Annotated in this window: 23 protein-coding genes, 1 tRNA gene and 3 pseudogenes; 12 read left to right on the top strand and 15 right to left on the bottom strand. The window is 40.3% G+C overall.

The annotated features are described in order from the left end of the window. Positions 1–68: 68 nt before the first annotated feature. A pseudogene (locus SD31_RS18210) lies at positions 69–1589 on the top strand (IS1182 family transposase); the annotation flags it as partial. A 204-nt stretch (positions 1590–1793) separates the two neighbouring features. Here the strand turns inward: SD31_RS18210 and SD31_RS03330 are convergent. Both SD31_RS03330 and SD31_RS03325 read right to left on the bottom strand, forming a co-directional pair. After that, positions 1794–2099 carry a Smr/MutS family protein gene (locus tag SD31_RS03330; RefSeq protein ID WP_039053101.1) on the bottom strand — a complete coding sequence of 102 codons (306 nt, stop codon included), beginning with the start codon at positions 2097–2099 and terminating at the stop codon, positions 1794–1796. Positions 2100–2102: 3 nt separating this feature from the next. Beyond that, a complete protein-coding gene (locus SD31_RS03325) occupies positions 2103–2498 on the bottom strand; it encodes a group III truncated hemoglobin (protein ID WP_039053100.1) in 396 nt (131 codons plus the stop codon). A 189-nt stretch (positions 2499–2687) separates the two neighbouring features. Between SD31_RS03325 and SD31_RS03320 the strand changes: the two genes are divergently transcribed. Both SD31_RS03320 and SD31_RS03315 read left to right on the top strand, forming a co-directional pair. Next, a tRNA-Pro gene (locus SD31_RS03320) sits at positions 2688–2761 on the top strand. A 236-nt stretch (positions 2762–2997) separates the two neighbouring features. Continuing rightward, positions 2998–3537 carry a ferritin-like domain-containing protein gene (locus tag SD31_RS03315; RefSeq protein WP_082021797.1) on the top strand — a complete coding sequence of 180 codons (540 nt, stop codon included), beginning with the start codon at positions 2998–3000 and terminating at the stop codon, positions 3535–3537. A gap of 212 nt (positions 3538–3749) precedes the next feature. On the opposite strand, the gene SD31_RS03310 is transcribed toward SD31_RS03315, so the two are convergent. Next, entirely contained in the window at positions 3750–3959 is a 210-nt protein-coding gene (locus SD31_RS03310) for a hypothetical protein (protein ID WP_039053099.1), read from the bottom strand. After that, on the bottom strand, positions 3946–4110 hold the full coding sequence (locus SD31_RS16415; protein ID WP_156138174.1) for a hypothetical protein: 165 nt from the start codon (positions 4108–4110) through the stop codon (positions 3946–3948). The genes SD31_RS03310 and SD31_RS16415 overlap by 14 nt, the downstream gene beginning before the upstream one ends. Positions 4111–4282: 172 nt before the next feature. Here SD31_RS16415 and SD31_RS03305 point away from each other — a divergent pair, with 172 nt between their 5' ends. Genes SD31_RS03305 through SD31_RS03295 form a run of 3 tightly spaced genes read left to right on the top strand, consistent with a single transcriptional unit; the run spans position 4283 to position 5337 of the window. Then, complete coding sequence (locus SD31_RS03305) at positions 4283–4786, top strand: CinA family protein (protein ID WP_082021796.1); 504 nt, start codon at positions 4283–4285, stop codon at positions 4784–4786. Positions 4787–4804: 18 nt separating this feature from the next. Then, positions 4805–5032 carry a hypothetical protein gene (locus SD31_RS03300; RefSeq protein WP_197053507.1) on the top strand — a complete coding sequence of 76 codons (228 nt, stop codon included), beginning with the start codon at positions 4805–4807 and terminating at the stop codon, positions 5030–5032. A 20-nt stretch (positions 5033–5052) separates the two neighbouring features. Further along, positions 5053–5337, top strand: coding sequence for a hypothetical protein (locus tag SD31_RS03295; protein ID WP_039053097.1), 285 nt, complete (start codon positions 5053–5055; stop codon positions 5335–5337). Here the strand turns inward: SD31_RS03295 and SD31_RS16410 are convergent. From SD31_RS16410 to SD31_RS03275, 5 genes are all read right to left on the bottom strand, one after another. Continuing rightward, entirely contained in the window at positions 5302–5523 is a 222-nt protein-coding gene (locus SD31_RS16410) for an RNA polymerase sigma factor (protein WP_197053506.1), read from the bottom strand. The two genes, SD31_RS03295 and SD31_RS16410, sit on opposite strands and share 36 nt — an antisense overlap. Next, entirely contained in the window at positions 5489–5770 is a 282-nt protein-coding gene (locus tag SD31_RS03290) for an RNA polymerase sigma factor (protein WP_082021795.1), read from the bottom strand. The genes SD31_RS16410 and SD31_RS03290 overlap by 35 nt, the downstream gene beginning before the upstream one ends. 826 nt (positions 5771–6596) lie before the next feature. Next, positions 6597–7421 carry a sensor histidine kinase gene (locus tag SD31_RS03285; protein WP_039053095.1) on the bottom strand — a complete coding sequence of 275 codons (825 nt, stop codon included), beginning with the start codon at positions 7419–7421 and terminating at the stop codon, positions 6597–6599. 273 nt (positions 7422–7694) lie between these two features. Beyond that, on the bottom strand, positions 7695–8291 hold the full coding sequence (locus SD31_RS03280; protein ID WP_039053094.1) for a hypothetical protein: 597 nt from the start codon (positions 8289–8291) through the stop codon (positions 7695–7697). Next, positions 8285–8758 (bottom strand): hypothetical protein, encoded by a 474-nt coding sequence (locus tag SD31_RS03275; RefSeq protein WP_156138171.1) that lies wholly within the window; start codon positions 8756–8758, stop codon positions 8285–8287. Before SD31_RS03275 ends, SD31_RS03280 begins: the two co-directional genes overlap by 7 nt. 276 nt (positions 8759–9034) lie before the next feature. Here SD31_RS03275 and SD31_RS03270 point away from each other — a divergent pair, with 276 nt between their 5' ends. The 3 genes from SD31_RS03270 to SD31_RS16400 all read left to right on the top strand — a co-directional run bounded on the left by SD31_RS03270 (position 9035) and on the right by SD31_RS16400 (position 10349). Continuing rightward, complete coding sequence (locus SD31_RS03270) at positions 9035–9688, top strand: response regulator (RefSeq protein ID WP_039053092.1); 654 nt, start codon at positions 9035–9037, stop codon at positions 9686–9688. Positions 9689–9795: 107 nt separating this feature from the next. Next, complete coding sequence (locus SD31_RS16405; protein ID WP_156138170.1) at positions 9796–9945, top strand: hypothetical protein; 150 nt, start codon at positions 9796–9798, stop codon at positions 9943–9945. A 209-nt stretch (positions 9946–10154) separates the two neighbouring features. Continuing rightward, on the top strand, positions 10155–10349 hold the full coding sequence (locus tag SD31_RS16400; RefSeq protein WP_156138169.1) for a hypothetical protein: 195 nt from the start codon (positions 10155–10157) through the stop codon (positions 10347–10349). 213 nt (positions 10350–10562) lie between these two features. On the opposite strand, the gene SD31_RS03260 is transcribed toward SD31_RS16400, so the two are convergent. Then, the gene (locus tag SD31_RS03260) at positions 10563–11030 is read right to left on the bottom strand and encodes a hypothetical protein (RefSeq protein ID WP_039053090.1); all 468 of its coding nucleotides are present in this window, start codon (positions 11028–11030) and stop codon (positions 10563–10565) included. A gap of 181 nt (positions 11031–11211) precedes the next feature. Here SD31_RS03260 and SD31_RS03255 point away from each other — a divergent pair, with 181 nt between their 5' ends. Continuing rightward, on the top strand, positions 11212–11466 hold the full coding sequence (locus SD31_RS03255) for a hypothetical protein (RefSeq protein ID WP_039053089.1): 255 nt from the start codon (positions 11212–11214) through the stop codon (positions 11464–11466). A gap of 85 nt (positions 11467–11551) precedes the next feature. Here the strand turns inward: SD31_RS03255 and SD31_RS03250 are convergent. From SD31_RS03250 to SD31_RS03245, 4 genes and pseudogenes are all read right to left on the bottom strand, one after another. Next, positions 11552–13364, bottom strand: a pseudogene (locus tag SD31_RS03250) (glycoside hydrolase family 15 protein). A gap of 7 nt (positions 13365–13371) precedes the next feature. Then, complete coding sequence (locus SD31_RS20575) at positions 13372–13590, bottom strand: hypothetical protein (RefSeq protein WP_316929741.1); 219 nt, start codon at positions 13588–13590, stop codon at positions 13372–13374. Further along, positions 13550–14149 (bottom strand): trehalose-phosphatase, encoded by a 600-nt coding sequence (gene otsB / locus SD31_RS18205; RefSeq protein ID WP_316929740.1) that lies wholly within the window; start codon positions 14147–14149, stop codon positions 13550–13552. The genes SD31_RS20575 and otsB overlap by 41 nt, the downstream gene beginning before the upstream one ends. Continuing rightward, positions 14124–15592: pseudogene (locus SD31_RS03245) on the bottom strand (trehalose-6-phosphate synthase). Before SD31_RS03245 ends, otsB begins: the two are co-directional and overlap by 26 nt. A gap of 292 nt (positions 15593–15884) precedes the next feature. Between SD31_RS03245 and SD31_RS15875 the strand changes: the two are divergent. After that, positions 15885–16112, top strand: a complete 228-nt coding sequence (locus SD31_RS15875) for a quinol oxidase subunit 4 (RefSeq protein ID WP_231561116.1) — start codon at positions 15885–15887, stop codon at positions 16110–16112. 65 nt (positions 16113–16177) lie between these two features. Here the strand turns inward: SD31_RS15875 and SD31_RS03240 are convergent, their stop codons facing one another. Continuing rightward, positions 16178–16591: a BrxA/BrxB family bacilliredoxin gene (locus SD31_RS03240; RefSeq protein WP_039053088.1), complete on the bottom strand. Its 414-nt coding sequence runs from the start codon at positions 16589–16591 to the stop codon at positions 16178–16180. A gap of 174 nt (positions 16592–16765) precedes the next feature. On the opposite strand from SD31_RS03240, the gene ahcY reads away from it, so the two are divergent. Next, positions 16766–18040: an adenosylhomocysteinase gene (ahcY, locus tag SD31_RS03235; RefSeq protein ID WP_052258603.1), complete on the top strand. Its 1275-nt coding sequence runs from the start codon at positions 16766–16768 to the stop codon at positions 18038–18040. The last annotated feature ends 74 nt before the right edge of the window (positions 18041–18114 follow it).

Here is an 18114-nt window from a genome sequence, read left to right as displayed (position 1 = left end):
GATATAGTGTCGGGGATTTTTTTGTTTGTCCTAAAAAAGGTTATTTTTAGGTGTTCCCAAACAAAGCTATGAAAGTACAGTTTAAAGCGTTACCATCCAATAGTCCGAGCCTATTTCCGGAAGATATTTTTTCAAAGATCCCTTCTAACCACCCTGTCCGCCTAGTTAACGAAGTGGTCGATAGACTGGACATCGATCATATCATAGGTCAGTACAAAGGCGGAGGCACGACAAGTTTCCATCCGCGTATGATGATCAAGGTGCTTTTCTACGCTTAGCTGAGCAATATCTATTCGTGCCGCAGGATCGAGAAATCGCTACAGGAGAACATTTATTTCATGTGGCTATCGGGCCACAGCAAGCCCGACTACCGTACGATCAACTACTTTCGGGGTAAGCGTCTCAAAGGCCATATTCAGTCTCTTTTTGCCGATGTGGTGCGGATGCTGCACGAGCTGGAATATGTGAGCCTGAAGGTACAGTACATAGACGGCACGAAGATCGAATCGGCAGCAGGGCGTTACACTTTTGTATGGAAGGGTTCGGTTGAAAAGCACAGGGCGCAACTAGAGGCAAAGATAAGCAGCGTGCTGTCGGATATCGACTCACAGATCAAAGAGGATCAATCGGAACTGGGCCGGGATGAAACGCCACGGCCGATTGACAGCACCCAGCTAAAGGAGCGGCTGTCCGCGCTGAACGAAAGGCTCAGGGAAACAGGGAAAGCCACACAGAAACAACTTAAAAAACTAAGAGAGGAACATCTTCCAAGGCTGGAAAAGTACGAAAAGCAATTGGCTACACTGGGGGAAAGGAACAGTTACAGCAAAACCGATGAAGATGCCACCTTCATGCGGCTGAAAGATGACCACATGCAGAACGGACAGCTCAAACCGGCCTACAACACCCAGATCAGTACCGAGCAGCAGTTCATTACCCATTACAGTATCCATCAGACGGCCGGCGATACCACGACGCTGAAAGAACACCTTGAGGCTTCGAAGAAAACTACGGTAGCCAGAGCGATGTGGTGGTGGCCGACGCGGGCTACGGCAGTGAGGAGAACTATGAGCTTCTGGAATCACAGCAGATAGAGGGATATGTCAAGTACAATTACTTCCACAAAGAGCAGAAACGTGCACAGAAGAACAATCCCTTCCTCCAGCAGAACCTGTTCTACAATAAGGATGGAAATTTCTATGTATGCCCCATGGGACAACGGATGGAGTTTGTAGGTAAGGGGACGCGCGAAAGTACTAACGGATATACCTCTCAGGTGAGCTATTACAGTGCCGCAAGATGTGAAGGCTGCCCCATGCGGGGACAGTGCCATAAGGCCAAGGGCAACAGACGGATCGAAGTGAACCATCGTTTGAACGAACTAAAAGCAAGGGCAAGGAAACGCCTGACATCTGAAACAGGGAAATATCACCGAAGCAAACAGGCCTATAGAAGTAGAAGCAGTGTTCGGCCAGATGAAAAGCAATAACCGGTTCAACAGGTTCTCGATGAGGGGACTTGAAAAGGTCAATATCGAGTTTGCACTGATGTGCATAGGACATAACCTGAGAAAATGGTCGAAAAAACTCTTGAAAACAACTTCATTCCGATCAAACCAAGGTCACAGGTGCAATAATCCGCTTAGTTATGACATGTCATCGCTAAAAGACTACTATCAGCCAATGGCGGCATAGGGTAACCTCCTAAAACAATCAGAGAACACAGACACTTTTAAAACAAAAAAAGGCGTCCTTTTTGGACACCTTCTTTTTGTTGAAGAAAACACTAATTCTTTAGATGCCTATCTGCACTACTACTATATCTTCGTTATGATAAGCCGGATAGTAGGCGGCTATTGCACCCATATCTTTATATGATTTTAGCTCCTCGTAGATCCATTTTCTTAGTGTTCCTTTTCCTTTGCCGTGGATAAACTTAATTTCAGTATATTCCCAATAGATGGCTGCATCGAGACATTCCCTGAAGTGGTCAATGGCTAGGTTGAGGATTTCGTCAGCATCATAATCTTCCCAATCGTCCAAAAAGGCTTCGGCATGTAGGTCCACCACTTTGGGAGGCTTAGGTAATGTTCGTGACATTGCTTAAAATAAAAATGGTTTATTAGGGTTATTTCGTAAATATTCCAGTTTGCTTTGAAACATTATACCCATCTTGTTGGCTCTCCATTTTGCTTCTTCGGCTTTTGGTCCCTCGAAAAGCTCATCTACGGTCTGTCCAAAGAGCAAGAGCCAACGGTCAAAATGGATTTTGGAGATAGGCAGGTGTGCATGCGGAGGGAAGGGCCTTCCATCATAGGTATATTCTTCCAGCAGGATAGTTTGCCAAAAGCGATACATCTTATTCAGATGTTGAGGCCACCGGTCCTGAATGTTCTGGTTGAAGATAATGCCCAGCAGGTCGTCCTTTCTGATTTTATCATAAAAGGTATCTACCAGCATTTTGATATCTTCCAAAGTTTGAATGTCTGTTCTACTCATTGGTACAAATTTCGGAATAAAAAAGTGAAAGCATGGAAAGAAATGTGGAAATGATTTTGGAATGATAAAAAGGATGAAAAATTATCTTGCAATAAATCAGCTTGTTTGCTTTTTTGATGAAGAAAATGTTTGCAAGTAATTAAAAACACTGTATATTTGCATCACAAACAACGAAGGTTAGTCCTTCAGCGGGGTGTAGCGTAGCCCGGTATCGCGCCACATTTGGGATGTGGAGGTCGTAGGTTCGAATCCTGCCACCCCGACGAAAAAGAGTCCAACATTGTTGGACTCTTTTTTTATGGTGAAAATAAGAATGCAAACCCTCTATGAAACTTGTCTAAGCTTTCTCACCGTAATTATTCTTCACTTTGCTTAAAATCAGATCTGGTGTTGGCCGTAAAAGTACGTGGATAAGGCGTGTTTTATACTTGTAATGCTTTTATTTTCAACTTTATAGCTTATGAAAGGTTATTCTATTAGACAATTAAAATAGAATAATATGGCTAGATCAAAACAGGAAAACATGAAAAATGCACATCTACACGAACTCTTTGTAGATGCTTTAAAAGATATGTTAGGAGCTGAAAGACAATTGCTTAAAGGTCTGAAGAAAATGTCACAGGCAGCGCAAAGTGAAAAACTTAAAGATGCTTTCGATACGCATTATCAACAGACTGAACAGCAGATAGAAAATCTTAAGGAGGTCTTTGCAAATTTAGACATCCCTGCTCGCGGAAAGAAATGCAAAGCTATGGAAGGTCTGTTAGAAGAAGCTGACGAAATTGCAGAGGAATTTGAAGACAGTCCGGAAGTATTAGATGCAGCCCTTATAGCTGCCGCTCAGAAAGTAGAACATTATGAGATAGCTTCTTATGGATGTCTTGTTACATATGCCGATCTTATGGAACATGAAGAGGCAGCTTCTATACTCAAAAGCATCTTAGACGAAGAGAAAGAAACAGATCAACTGCTTACGCAGATTGCTATGGGAGAAGCCAATATGGGAGCATCCTCCTCAAAGAAAAATTCTAAAAAGTAATTTTCCATTAGGTTCCTCTTGTAAGCTGTACCAGATTCTGGTGCAGCTTTTTTTGTTGATTTAAGAGTAATGGAATTTAGATTATGATATTCAGGGATTTATATTCTTTACCATGAGGATGTTTTCAAAGACAATAAAAAAGCGGAGGATGAGCTCCGCTTTAAACATACCGATATAAAAACTTAATAGAATTAATAAAGAAAAACTTTTTGTCAAATAGTTCCTGCTTCATCAGGATTTTGCTTTCCCGGCTGATAAGGATCCATGTGTACATCGTCCTCTTCTTCGGGCTCTATTTCGTCAAGATCCGGATTTGGTTCCTCCATAGGGATTTCTTCTGTGTCAGGATATCGTTGTTCTTCCTCTTCATTGGGGTCGGAGATATTTTGTTCTTCTCCTTCAGGAATATTAGTTTTCTTCATCGGATTCTCTATGGGTGTTAGGGTTATCCCCATCCAATGGATTATTGTTATCCTGATTGTCATAGTCCGGCATGTGAGGATTATTGTCGGCTAAAATAATGCATACGATAGGACCTAGTCCTTTTGTTGCTGATATCATTTGTCTTCTCATAATTAAACGTTTTTTGTAAAGGATGAACCTCTGTCAGAGAGAAATAGTTGGAGGAAATAATACCTGATTGTTAGAAATAAAATATCCTAAGTCAGCGTATAAACACGCGTTCTACCTTGTATTTTGAACTATTCCCGTTCTTAAAGCGTTAATAATTAAAGAAAAAAACATTATGAGATCGAGAATAGACGAACGGCTTTTAGAACGCTGTGGAAATTATCTCAGCAGCAGAAATTTAAAACTGGTGTGTGCGGAGAGCATGACAGGAGGGTTTCTGAGCAGTATGTGGGCGTTAGAACTGGCGAGTGGAGATTATTTTCTAGGATCTATAGTTTGTTATGATGATTTGCAGAAACAGAAAGTTTTGCAAGTAGCACCTGCCCTCATTGACATACATACGGCAGAGTCCGAAGAGGTTACACTGGCCATGTTGCATGGCCTTAAAATATTGGTGCCTCATGCTGATGTGTATGTTAGCATCACGGGGTTAGCCTTCGAGAGTCCCAATCCCAAGCAGCAAAGACCGGTAGGTACGGTTTATTATGCTTTTTCTTTTGGAGGAAATACCGAAGTATTTGAAAGACATCTTTCAGGAAATACGGGTGAGATTATTATAAAAACTTGCAATTCTATTTTTTCGGACTTATGTCCGTGGATAGAAAGTCTAAAATCATAACCATCAAAATTCAATATCATGAAACACAAAATGAGCTTATGGCTATTCACCATTTTATTTTTCGTGGCTTGCGGACAGCGCAACGACTCCGAAGGTACCAGTGCAGAAGGAAATGATCCGGGCCCAGTTACGGAGGCAGATAAACAGCGTTATAATCTCAATAACTCCGACGTCATGAATTATGGAATGCTCGACTCGGCAGATGTAGATACCATTCCGACGGACAGTGCAGAAGAAAGACAATAATTTTTATCAAAATTTTAAGTATGGCAACAATACATCATAGTAAATCCAAAGGCAGGGATATGCATAAGGAGAAGAAAGATATTCTTACAAGCAAAGGGAAAAAAGAGGTAGACCGCGATGATGTGATGCAGGATGGAGATGCAGAAGCGGGGGTAGATCCACATGTAGAGCAAATCAATGATATGCCAATGACCCTAATGACAGGCCAAGAGAAATTGTCAAGGACAAGCAATAAAGAAAAAAAAGATGACTCCTTGAAGCATCTTTTTTTAATTATTGTATTTAGCTTGAAGTTTTTTCCGTAAGGTTTTGCGGATGATGTGTATTCGCGACTTTATGGTTCCTTCAGGAATGCCGTACATCTCCGACAATTCGCGGTATTTATATCCATCCACAAAATGGTTGAACATCTCGCCGTGTGATAAGGGCATGTCGCTAAGAATTTTGGAGATGTCTTTAAGCATCATACGCTGGTCTGATACATCGTCCATGCGTGGTTCTGTAGCTAATTTTTTGGTTGTAATAGAAAAGGCTGATGTCTTCATAGTTCTGCTGATACGTCAGGCGCTTATACTGATTGATAAAGATATTACGCATGATAACGAAGAGCCATGATACGACACGAGGATTGTCAAAAAATTGATCCACATATTTGAGTGCACGGATGAAAGTCTCTTGGACTAAATCATTGGTGACATCCGGATCTTTGGTGAATTTTTTTGCCAAGTTTTTTAGGATACGTTGATATTCTACAAGTTGCTTGTTAAAGCTGCGTCTGTTCTCATAACGTTTTGGTTTTTAATTTTCAAATGATATGAGGGGTATGACAAAAACAGTGCGCCAATTTCTTTTTTTGCTTTCAATCAGGTGTTTAATGGAATCAAAATAGTATATGTATCTAGACTCCTAGGATTTTAGCGTAAGTAGGGATTACGTATTTTCCACAGCATCTTTCGCAATAAATACTTGTTTTTTCACGATAAAGGCTGTTTGATTTCAACGCCTACAACATAACAAGCAAGAGCCTTGTTCTATTCTTAAAAGAACGGGTATGAGATTTTTATTTTATTTACTGGTGCTCTTCATGTGTCAATCCTGTATAGGAGAGGGTTCCGAAAAAATAAAGGAATCTCTTAAAGGGGTTAAAGAGTGTATCGCTTTGGAGGAGATTGTTTATCAACGTACCGAAGGGTTGTTGATTTTGGAAAAGTTAAGCGGCTCAGCCTTTGGGAAAAAACCAGAGGAATTATATTACAAAATATTATTATACTATCAACAGAGCCAGCCTCAGCTGGTGGGCATGTGCAAGGATAAGGAACTTAACTTATCTATGGCGGCATATGAAAAGATAAACCAAAGTGTGGAGATGCTTGTAAAAGATACTACCTCTTTCGATAATGAATTGTTTGAAGTTTTCCTACATAATTTGAAGAGACAGAGGTCTTTGTATTTTCATGTATTGGAAGACTCAGATTTGCAACATATGCATTCCTATATGTTAGAGTGTTATCTTCAGATTGTCTGCTTTATCGAAGATATTGAGCATTTCAGGATATTGGCACTATCAGGGATACTTTTGATTTTCTATGTAGAGACTAATGTACTTTTGGTGAGAAGAGTCTTCTTTAAGGTTGGGAAACCGCATAATCACTTTGGTTCCTATACCTTCTCGAGATTCTATTTCTATTTCTCCGTCCAATCGTTCTATTATCCTTTTTACTAGGGCTAAGCCTATACCCGATCCCGCATAAGATGTAGCATTTTGGGCTCTGCCAAACATATCAAAAATTCGGTCGAGATCATTTTTCGGAATGCCTATGCCATTATCCATCACTTCATATTGAATCATTCCTTCCTTGATAGTACTTTGAATATGAATTTTGGGAAGTTTTCGTCCCTGTGCATATTTTATGGCATTACTAATAATATTGGTGAAGATCTGATAAATAGCACTTTTCTCACCCCATATGGGTAGAAGATTACCGAACGTCACTTGACAGGAATCCGCTTTATAGGCCAGCTTCGATTCTGCTACAATCTTACGAAGAAGATACTTTAGGGGGATAGATTCCTTAGGAATTTTGTCTACTTTGTGGTGAGACACATGAAGGATATTGTTGATGATCTCTTCTATATTGCTAATGCCTTGAGAAAGGGTGTTGAGCCATTTCCGCTCATTGGTAGCGCTATACTTTTCTTTGCTTTTGAGGAAGTCAATACCCATTTTCAGTACCGACAAGGGATTTTTGATGTCAAGAGAAAGTGTATAAGTAAACATTTCCAGCTCATTGTTGAGTTCGGATAGGTTTTTCGTTTTGATTTTATTTTCAAAGAATTTCTCGATCAAGGAGTTGTTGAGTGTGTTCTGTAAGCCCTCTAGTAAGGTCAATTATTCATCATTCCACGGGGTTGCCACATGATAAACATCATTTTCATAAGCCATCAATTTTTCGTCTGGGGATGTACAGATCTCAATATGGGTTTCTTTGTAAGGAGATTCTTGCCTAAACCAAACAATATAGTAATCTTTTTTGCTGTCGACATTATAGGCTAGGAGGTCCGCAAAGGGAAGCTTTTTCTGAAAAAAGCTTGATAGCGTAACTTAAAATTGTGGTCTTTATAAATCACCTCTTTATTGGAATTTTGCAAAAAGTGGATGATCTCAAAAAACAAGTTTGTCCAAAGGAGTTTTTCCGTTTAGGTAAATATCTCCTTCGTTGTAGATGGCTATACCATCCGAATTCATCATCAAGCGTAGATTTTCCATACTTTCTACCAAGGCACAATTGATGGTTTTGTGATGTGTAAGCCTCTCCAACAGTTTATGTTGAAAGGTTTGTGTCTGCGTGTTAATGTTGAGCTGACCTTCCTTGACGAAAATCTCGTACTTGCTCATAGCATTTTGTACAATGAAGGTGCAGATTTTTCTATTTTGAAGATCTATTGGTTTAACATGTCTGTTGTTGGCGATGACCAGTCCCCAGAATTTCCCTTGAAGGTATAGGGGGAAGGAGACGACGGTACCTATTCCCATGAGCCGGTAGGTAGCCATCCACTCTTGCGGACAGGAAGTTATCTGCATGATGTTGAGATCTACATCCGTCAGGGAGTAAAAATCTTGTGGAGGAGCTATTGTATTTTCTATATAACGATAGGAGGTTCCTGAGTAATAATCTATAATGTAGGGAGGTAAGAATTCTTTAGAGAAATTTTTGTCGGCATAGGAATCCAATTGGCCATTATTCGTTTCGGCTAGCACCTTGCAGTTGCCATATCCTGTTGTTGGACGATAAAAACACGGTCGAAGTGTAAAATCCGGTTAATAGCCTTGCAGACAAAATTCCAATTGGGGTGATACCTGTTCTCGAAAAGGAAGCCTATATCTTCAAGATCTCTTGTTGAAATTTTTTTATTGAGCTGTCTTTCTGCTTCAATATAGATGTAGTTTTCGTGTTTGCTAATCTTTAGATAGTAGAGCTTTTGCTGAATTCTTACGGTGAGTAAAGCGCGGGGCGGGTTACCCTCTACAAACGAATGGATTATCGCTCGTATCTTTTTAGACGAACTGTTAGGCAGATGGAGCAATAGACCTTCTACCGGAGTGCCCAACAAAGATTCTATAGGGATGTTGAATTCTACAAGCATATGTTTGGATACTCCTATGATGTTTAAGTTTAAATCCACTATAAGAATATGCCCAAAATCTTGAATTTTAAAGTTTTTCAATGTGTTTTAATTTTCAGGTACAAGATGACGGCTAGCACTTCTCACGATGTGATTATTAATTTGTTCTGCAGTTATTGTTGTTTCTCTTGCCTTAGTCTTTAGACAGAAGGGCTTTATATAGAACGTTTTTCGGGCTTTTTAGTTTTCATTATTATTTTATCCAAGTCTTCTTAATAAAAAACGTTGTTAATTGCTTTTTGTTGTCCTAATAAAACCAAATGATAACTTAATTGTTGTATGAGAATACCTATGAAATCCTAAGCTAGTGTTGAAAATATGATCAAGGTTGTTTTAGTAGAAGACCACTTAGTAGTAAGAAATGGAATCAAGTTGCTGTTGGATGCTGCCGGGGATATTGAAATTGTCGCTGAAGCAGAAAATGGCAATGAGCTGATCAACATGCTGGAAAACGGAATCAAGCCGGATATAGTCATCAGTGATATTAATATGCCGCTGATGGATGGATTGGAGGTGACATCGTTTTTGGCATCCCGCTATCCTTCTATTAAAGTGATCTTGCTATCCATGCTGAATACCGTAGAGCAAATGTTGGAGGCATTCAACAAGGGTGCCAAAGGATATTTGGTGAAAAATGTAGGGTTTAGTGAACTTATTTTTGCCATACAGCATGTCGCTGAGGGAGGGCGATATGTATGTGCGGAGCTTTCAATGATGATGGTAGATAAGCTGGCTTCCTCTTCCGCGGGAGGTAAATATGCTTATTCTTCAATAGATTTAGATCTTTCGGAAAGGGAGGTAGAAGTGTTGCAGCTTATCAGTGAAGGCTATACCAATATGGAGATTGCTGACAAGTTATTTCTTAGCAAGAGGACGGTAGAAGGTCATCGACAAAGTCTTATCAATAAGGCGAAGGTCAAGAATTCTGCCGAGCTTATTAAGTTTGCCGTACAACATCATTTGGTGTCATAATGAAAATCCCCATCTTTTGGGATGGGGATAAGTGTTAGTCATGACCTTCTGTTTTCACAATCTTATTGTAAATGCCGAACAAGAGAAATGGAGCTACCCATTGTCCTATGAAAAGAGCATCTTTATCTCTGCAGAGACATTTAAGGGCTGCAGAGGCTGCCATTGCCGAGACGGCAAGTGTAGATAAGCTGTGGAAGGAAGTTTTGATGTTACTTTTTCGATTTCTTTGGTCGCTTGACCTTCATTTGGAGTTGTAAGTGCCATAGTATAAAAGTTTTATTCGTGAATTATTAACATATTAACATCTATTTAACATCTATTTATAGGATTGGGTTCACCATTGTACTCAAAAGCCGTATTAATGCTTTGTAATAAGTATTTACTCCCTTTTTTAATCTTTTCTAAACCTTATTACAGATGGGCTGTTCGTATAGAAAATGAATAATACATTAAAAAGACTATAATTATGAAAAAGACAATAATACCTTTAGGCATATCGTTGTGTATGCTAGCCATCATGGGGTGCTCGAATCGTAGTAATAACGAAAATACCACCGACATGTATGATACCTTGTATCAAAATAATCCTAGTGATATGGATACCTTAATGCAGGATACGTTGTCGCAGGATTCCTTAATTCCGCCCACACCCATGAATTAATGCGTGGTTAATTCTATTCAGACGAATAAAGGCCTACTCCATGAGCAGGTCTTTATTCATTATTACAAATTATGTCGATCAAGCATTATTTATTTTGCTAGTCCATCTACCAGCGCTTTCCATTGTGGATATGAGGCGCCCAATTGTGCTGTAATTCCTACCAAGAAATTTCGCACATTATCTAAAATATGATCCGTATCAGTATTTATTACCTCATTCCTCCCTGCATAGTTGATAATGACTTTGTTTTCTTCCTGGCGCACCATGAGGTTGGAGGAAGCATATTTTTTGAAAAAATGAGCTGTATGATCCTCTAGACTGGAGGGGTCGAGGACTTGGCTGCAGCGAGATAAATGTTTTTCTTTTATGATGATGCTCGTATTGGTCCAGCTCAGTGACTTTAACCCAGTCGTATCCATGGGCGGAAGGTGTGCCGGGGCTAGGGATGTCTATACGTATATAGTCGTTTTTGCGCACCCTTCGGTTTTCATGCTCATTCTTAGGGTTGACAATGGCAAACTTTGCAGAGATGCCGTCTGCAATGGCGTCCCATTCATTTACATTTAACAGCTTTTGAACTATGATTCTGTATCGGGCAAATGCCTGTGTCTCGTCATCAAAAATAAGTTCTTTCGAATAATCGAAAGACTTGCCCATTTTTTGTGTAGGAATTTTGTTCATATCCTTATAAATAACTTATTACCCTCTTAACATTTGCGGTGGACATTCGTTCATCCCTAAAAGTGGTTATAATAAATTATAGTATATCTACGGATGCGATGTGCTTAATACGGATTATTCACTTTCCGAAAACTGAAGGGAGGTTTTTGTGGTTATAGGATAAAGCATTGACCATCGTTCTATGAATCTAGATGTTTCGAATCGAATAAAAATTATTAAGAGCACCAAGGGTAAGCATGATCTTACCTTTAAGGAGATGGTGCTTCAGGAATGTGCAAACAGTAAGGAGGTTATTCACTTTCTTAAGGCACTGCAGAAACAATATGAGGAAAGTCCTTTTTATGAGTTACTACATGGGCTTAAGGATCATATGTCCATAGGGCTTAGAGATTTGAGGACACAGGAAGAAATATGCTATTACACTTCTGATGAATAATTTCAATTCTCTCACTCAGCTATAGAAGAAAAGGCTTGGAACCTCCTGTTTCAAGCCTTTTCCTTTTATATAAAGATAATGAGTATTAATGTGGCATTTCCGCACTTTCGAAGAAGGTAGGACGGTCCAGCTTGATGGCAATGCGGTAGGCCGCATTCATTAGCCCCACATGACTATAGGCTTGTGGGAAATTGCCCCATTGGCTTCCATCTTCTTCGTTGATATCTTCGCTGAAGAGCATAAGGTGGTTGCCAAAGGATAGCAGCTGCTTGAAAACTTCTTGAGCCTCATCCAATCTACCCACGCAAGCTAGAGCTTCCACATACCAAAAAGCACAAACTAGAAAGGTTGTTTTTGGCTTTCCAAAGTCATCTTTATGGAGGTAACGATAGAAGAGACCATGTTTACCTTTCAGCTCACTTTCTAAAACTTTAAGATGATTTTTTGCCTTATCGGAATTGGGGTCAAGATATCCCATCATAATAAGCTGCAGGGTAGAGGCATCCAGATTTTTATGAATCTGTAGCATTAGTGAATACACCTCGTTTTTCATCATAACAGGAGTCTATGTAGAAGGAAGCTTTTTTCTGTAATGCTAAAGCTTTGTTCTCTATTTCTTCAAAGCCGTACTGTCTGGCTATCTTAAGGGCAGCAGTAGCTCCTGCCCATTGGAAAAGGTTGGAATAGCAATGCCTTTGATGGAAGTTTCTAAATTCCCAAATTCCGGCATCTGTTTCATCTATGGTATTCTCTATTTTAGTAAGGATGAAGTTGGTCCATTCTTTTGCCATTTTTTGGTTTTGATATTTAAATCTATAATCCGTGAAGAGAGGAAGAAGGGCGATAAGAGCTTGGCCATATACATCATTCTGGATATGCTCATACGCTTGGTTACCGACACGTATAGGCTTATTCCCCAAATAACCCTGAAGGTGGTCCAGCAGTCGTTCTTCCAAACGTGTAGTGCCTAGTATTCCGTAGAGGGGCTGTAGGCGTCCGGTGTCGGTCTGCGTGATATTGGCAATATACGAAGCATATTTTTCCATTTCTTCAAAATGTCCGATATGGCTTAGCGCGGTAAGGACATAATAGCTGTCTCTCAACCAGCAAAATCTATAGTCCCAGTTTCTTCCTGATCCAGGAAATTCGGGTAAGCTGGTCGTGCTTGCAGCAATTATAGCACCCGTATCTTCAAATTGGTGGAGCTTCAAGGCTAAGGCAGACCGTATAACCTGCTTCTGATAGAAAGAGGGTATTGATGCATTTTTCACCCATTTCTGCCAATACAAGGTAGTCCTTCGCAGAAAATCTTCACATGTCCTTTCAATAGGTGCCTCAAAGGGGCTACCGAAGGTTAGGATAAGATAGATAGGCCTATCCAAGACATGAGGAATGTCATCAAAAAAATGATTTATGGGCATGTCAGTAGCCAGACGCATACGAAGATCACCTTGATGGAACTGTATATGGTTACTACCTCTTGCCTTTTTCAAACTGCAGCATTCCGTATTGATATACGGGTTCGCAGCGTACACGTATTCGTGGTCTTCCTTTTACGGGTTCCACTTTACGGATAAGAATCAGAGGTTTGAAGTAGCGTTCGTACTGTTCGAAACGTGGAGCAAAATCCGTGATTTTATACGTCCCTTCCGAGGTTTCGATTACGGTACATAGTATGTTAGTGTTTTCAATATAGTATTGTTTACTGTTGTACTGTTCAGCCACAGGTCGTATATCAAAACGGCCACCTCGTTCTTCATCGAGCAGGCCTCCAAACACAAACGAATCCTGGAAGGTTGGCCAGCACAGCCAGCTTATATTGGTGTCTTTATTTACATGTGCTATATAGCACAGTTTCCTATAATCCCACTATTGTAAATATTGTTTTTTTCCGACATAATAAATTTATTTATGATAAGAGATTAAAGCTTCTTGTGGTTTGACTAACGTAAATTGCTTGATAAGCTTTAATACATCTTCTTGCGTGTCGATGTAATATCGGGCTGCGGACTTGCGGCTTCCTACTTTCACGGTTATAGAGCTCGAGGGCAGTTCCAGAAACATATCCTCATCGGTAGCGTCATCACCTATGGCAAAGATGAATTCGGGACGGAAGTCTTTCATCGATTTCCATGGCTGCTTTTCCTTTGTTCAGCTCACTGTTTTTTACTTCAATGACTTTGTTCCCCATAAGCAGTTGTAAGCCGTGCTGCGGTAACAGATAGCGCAGATGGTCTACCAGCTCCTGTGCTCGTAGGTTGCCTAAGCCACTCTGCACCTTACGATAATGCCAAGCCAAAGAATAGTCTTTTTCTTCCATGACCGATCCAGCGGTCATATTGGTAAACTTGGTCATAATGTGTTTTATCGGATATTTCCAGCGTGTGGAAAAATGTGTTCTGGTATGCCATTTAAAATCGGGATAATTGCTCCAAGCGCCATGTTCTGCGACTAGATAATATTGCTTCCCTTCAAACCATTCGGAAAGAGTTTCATGAGGTCTGCCACTGATGATTACAATCTGATTGTTTGGATTCGATTGCAGTTCTTCCAACACCTCATAAAGATCGTTTGTAGGAGTAGCTTCATTAGCATTGTTGTTGAATCCTATGAGCGTACCATCGTAATCCAAGAAAAATAGGTTGCGTTTGCTTTCCCTATAGCGGGTAAGGAAATTTGCCAATGTGTCCGGATTGATGCGGCGTGCATGTTCGCGCTGTTGAATAGACTTGATTTCTCGTAACCTCTTGAAGAATATTCTTACCCAGTGTCGGATGTTGAATTTTTTGACTTATTTCTAGACTGTCGTCCAGTCTTTTGCGTTGTTCTGCTGGAGACATGTGAATGGCTTTTTTCAGACATTCACATATTTCCTCGATAGAATTGGGATTAATTAACAGCGGTCCTATCAATTCTTTGCTGGCTCCGGCCATCTCACTCAGGATAAGGACTCCGTTCTGATCTTCTTTGCTTGCAATAAACTCCTTACAAACCAAGTTCATGCCGTCGCGCAAAGAGGTCACCAAGCAGATGTCTGCAGCCACATAGAGGGCTGACAGCTCTTTGACATCATAGGAGTTATAGAAATAACTTATCGGCGTCCACTCGTTGTTGCCATAGACGGCATTAATCTGGCCTACCATTCTGTTGATTTCATCGTGTAGCTGCTTGTATTTAGGCACGCTATCCCTTGAGGGAACGACCAGCATATAAAGCACTACCTCATTGCGTACTTCCGGATAGGTTTTCAGAAAGCATTCAAAAGCACGCAGACGTTCTAAAATACCTTTGCTGTAGTCCAGGCGATCAATACTAAGTATAAATTTACGGTTGTTGTAAAAGGTACGAATTTCTTTAGCTCGTTTTTTTATCTCCGGCGACTTGGAGAGATTATTGAACTTTTCAAAGTCTATTCCCATCGGAAAGACCTCCACGTATACGCTGCGGCCCCCACTTCTAAGACAATTGTTCTGTATAGGAATACCTAAAATGTGGGTACAGGCATTGAGGAAGTGCTGCGTATCGTTATACGTATGAAAGGCTATGAGTCTGCTCCCAACAAACCTTTCAGCAGCTCATCGCGCCATGGTATACTTCTGAACAGTTCATCCGGAGGAAAAGGGATATGTTGGAAATAGCCGATCGATAGTCGATAATTTAAAGCTCTGATAAGTTTAGGTAACAGCATGAGCTGATAGTCGTGAATCCAGATTTCGTCTGCATCATTGATGTTTTGCTCCGCAAAAATATCAGCAAACTTCTGATTGACTTTTTCATACATCTCCCAATAGGATGACTCATAAACCGCATAGGAAGGATGGTAATGGAAAATAGGCCATAAAACCTCATTGGAAAAGCCTTCATAATAACCTTCAAGCTCCTCTTCGGTAAGGAATACAGGAACTAAGTTTAGTGGTTTCAGTTGTTCGATGACTTGAACTTTCTCTTTGTCGTTTTTGGGAACAAACCCCGGCCACCCAATCCATATATTGCCGTCTTCTTTGTAGATGGATCCCAGTCCTGTGGCTAGGCCCCCTTCACTTGGAATAATGTTAAGCTTTCCGTCTTTTCTTTCGATTCTTACTGGTAGTCTGTTTGATATTATTATAGTTCTCTTTTTGTACATAGTCGATAGGGTTACAGTATTTTCGCTTTTACCTATAGCAAAACCACATACTTTTAATAATTTAACAGTTTTAAGCTTATGTAGTTTTGATAAATTTTAATTATGTATTAATAATGACAGTAAATCCTGTTTTTTGATTCAAAGTTTTTCTTTATAGGTATGTCGTTTTAGGAGGAACAGTTAAAGGGAAATTTCGTTGTATTTGGGAATCAGATTGTTTAGCTCCGAAAAAACATTTAAACTTTTAGGCAGTTAAATTGTCCTTCTATTAATACAGATAAAGAAAGGATTTATGATGAGAAGAATAATACCTTATATTTTGGCAGGGGTAATAGGATGTAGTGTAACATCGTGCTATACTTCGTCGAGACATCCACATGGACATCTTCCTCCAGGAAAAGCGAAAAAATTATATGGAGATAAATCGGCGAAGCGACATGCTCCCGGACAGAAGAAGAAAAAACATAAAAAAGAAAAGCCTCATAAACCTCATAAACATGATGTTTATTTTCGATGGTAAAAAATAAGCTCTTCCATATTGCGGAAGAGCTTATCCTATTCAAAAAAACAAAATAATCTAACGAATTAGCAGTATTGTTCGAATGCAGCGATTAGGTTATCTGCAATCATCTGTGCCGGACGACCTTCAATCATATGTCTTTCGATCATATGAACCAATTTTCCGTCTTTGAATAAAGCCATTGCAGGTGATGATGGAGGGTATGGCAACATATATTCACGTGCCTTTTCTACCGCTTCTTTTTCCATGCCTGCAAATACGGTAACCAATTTAGCTGGTTTTTTATTGCTGTTCTCAACGGCAAATCTTGCTGCAGGACGTGCGTTGGCAGCAGCGCAACCACATACCGAATTCACTACGACGAATACTGTTCCTTCCGAAGGGATTACAGCATCTACTTCTTCCGGAGTTTTCAATTCTTGGAAACCTGCGTCTACAAGTTCTTGACGCATAGGAGCTACTAAATATTCTGGATACATAATTATTGTCCTTTGTTTGTTGATAATTGCAAATATAAGTTAATAATAGCCCCAAAGCAACACAAGAACCTCAAGATAATGTCAGAAAGTGCAGGGCTGAGAGCTATCGTTTTGATTTGACGGCCTTTTGGAGTATTTTTGTCACACTACTTAAAATTATAAACACAATATTTTATGTCATCATTAAAAACAGAATATGTTCCATACAAAGTCAAAGACATTTCTTTGGCAGAGTGGGGACGTAAGGAGATAGAACTGGCAGAGGCTGAAATGCCGGGGCTGATGAGCTTACGAAAAGAGTATGGCCCTTCCAAACCATTGAAAGGTGCACGTATCGCCGGCTGTCTGCATATGACTATACAAACGGCAGTGCTGATCGAAACGTTGGTAGAACTCGGTGCTGAAGTGTCGTGGTCTTCTTGTAATATCTTTTCTACGCAGGATCATGCTGCCGCAGCTATTGCTGCTGCTGGAATTCCTGTCTACGCTTGGAAAGGAATGACGCAGGAGGAGTTCATCTGGTGTATCGAGCAAACCCTTTTCTTTGGCGAGGAACGTAAGCCGTTGAATATGATTCTGGATGATGGAGGCGACCTTACGAATATGGTATTCGACAATTATCCGGAACTTATTCCGGGTATCAAAGGTCTGTCGGAAGAAACGACGACAGGTGTACATCGTCTCTACGAAAGATATAAAAACGGTACTTTATATCTTCCTGCCATCAATGTTAATGACTCGGTAACTAAGTCTAAGTTTGACAACAAATACGGCTGTCGTGAGTCGTTGGTAGATGCTATCCGTCGTGCTACGGATCTCATGTTGGCCGGAAAAGTTGCGGTAGTGGCAGGCTATGGTGATGTGGGTAAAGGGTCGGCAGAGTCTTTACGTTCGGCAGGAGTACGTGTTATCGTTACGGAAATTGATCCTATCTGTGCTTTACAGGCCGCCATGGAAGGCTATGAAGTTAAGAAGATGGCTGATGCCGTCAAAGAAGCCAATATAGTGGTGACCACTACAGGAAATAAGGATATCGTCCGTGGCGAACATTTCAAGATGATGAAGGACAAGACAGTGGTATGTAACATCGGACACTTCGATACAGAAATCGATGTAGCTTGGTTAAATGCCAACTATGGACATACCAAGGTGGAGATAAAGCCTCAAGTGGATAAATACACTATCGACGGTAAAGATATTATTCTGTTGGCAGAAGGAAGGCTGGTGAATTTGGGATGTGCTACAGGACACCCATCGTTTGTGATGTCTAACTCGTTTACGAATCAAACTTTAGCACAGATAGAGCTATGGACCAATTCGGATAAATACGAGAAGAAGGTGTATACATTGCCAAAACATTTGGATGAAAAGGTTGCTCGCCTTCATTTAGCTCATATAGGGGTGGAATTGGACGTMCTGAATTCGGTATGTGGTTGCGCTGCTGCCTAACGCACGTCCTCGCAGCAAGATTTGCCGTTAGAGAACAGATCAATAAAAACCAGCTAAATTGGTTACCGTATTGA

Source organism: Sphingobacterium sp. T2, assembly GCF_000814685.1.
Taxonomy (GTDB): Bacteria; Bacteroidota; Bacteroidia; order Sphingobacteriales; family Sphingobacteriaceae; genus Sphingobacterium; species Sphingobacterium thermophilum.
This window is presented reverse-complemented; position numbering and strand designations above follow the sequence as displayed.

Coding starts and splice junctions, on each gene's coding strand:
- SD31_RS03330 (WP_039053101.1), bottom strand. CDS start 2,099: ATGTCACGAACATTACCTAAGCCTCCCAAAGTGGTGGACCTACATGCC.
- SD31_RS03325 (WP_039053100.1), bottom strand. CDS start 2,498: ATGAGTAGAACAGACATTCAAACTTTGGAAGATATCAAAATGCTGGTA.
- SD31_RS03315 (WP_082021797.1), top strand. CDS start 2,998: ATGGCTAGATCAAAACAGGAAAACATGAAAAATGCACATCTACACGAA.
- SD31_RS03310 (WP_039053099.1), bottom strand. CDS start 3,959: ATGAAGAAAACTAATATTCCTGAAGGAGAAGAACAAAATATCTCCGAC.
- SD31_RS16415 (WP_156138174.1), bottom strand. CDS start 4,110: ATGAGAAGACAAATGATATCAGCAACAAAAGGACTAGGTCCTATCGTA.
- SD31_RS03305 (WP_082021796.1), top strand. CDS start 4,283: ATGAGATCGAGAATAGACGAACGGCTTTTAGAACGCTGTGGAAATTAT.
- SD31_RS03300 (WP_197053507.1), top strand. CDS start 4,805: ATGAAACACAAAATGAGCTTATGGCTATTCACCATTTTATTTTTCGTG.
- SD31_RS03295 (WP_039053097.1), top strand. CDS start 5,053: ATGGCAACAATACATCATAGTAAATCCAAAGGCAGGGATATGCATAAG.
- SD31_RS16410 (WP_197053506.1), bottom strand. CDS start 5,523: ATGGACGATGTATCAGACCAGCGTATGATGCTTAAAGACATCTCCAAA.
- SD31_RS03270 (WP_039053092.1), top strand. CDS start 9,035: ATGATCAAGGTTGTTTTAGTAGAAGACCACTTAGTAGTAAGAAATGGA.
- SD31_RS16405 (WP_156138170.1), top strand. CDS start 9,796: ATGAAAAGAGCATCTTTATCTCTGCAGAGACATTTAAGGGCTGCAGAG.
- SD31_RS16400 (WP_156138169.1), top strand. CDS start 10,155: ATGAAAAAGACAATAATACCTTTAGGCATATCGTTGTGTATGCTAGCC.
- SD31_RS03260 (WP_039053090.1), bottom strand. CDS start 11,030: ATGAACAAAATTCCTACACAAAAAATGGGCAAGTCTTTCGATTATTCG.
- SD31_RS03255 (WP_039053089.1), top strand. CDS start 11,212: ATGAATCTAGATGTTTCGAATCGAATAAAAATTATTAAGAGCACCAAG.
- SD31_RS20575 (WP_316929741.1), bottom strand. CDS start 13,590: ATGAAAGACTTCCGTCCCGAATTCATCTTTGCCATAGGTGATGACGCT.
- SD31_RS15875 (WP_231561116.1), top strand. CDS start 15,885: ATGATGAGAAGAATAATACCTTATATTTTGGCAGGGGTAATAGGATGT.
- SD31_RS03240 (WP_039053088.1), bottom strand. CDS start 16,591: ATGTATCCAGAATATTTAGTAGCTCCTATGCGTCAAGAACTTGTAGAC.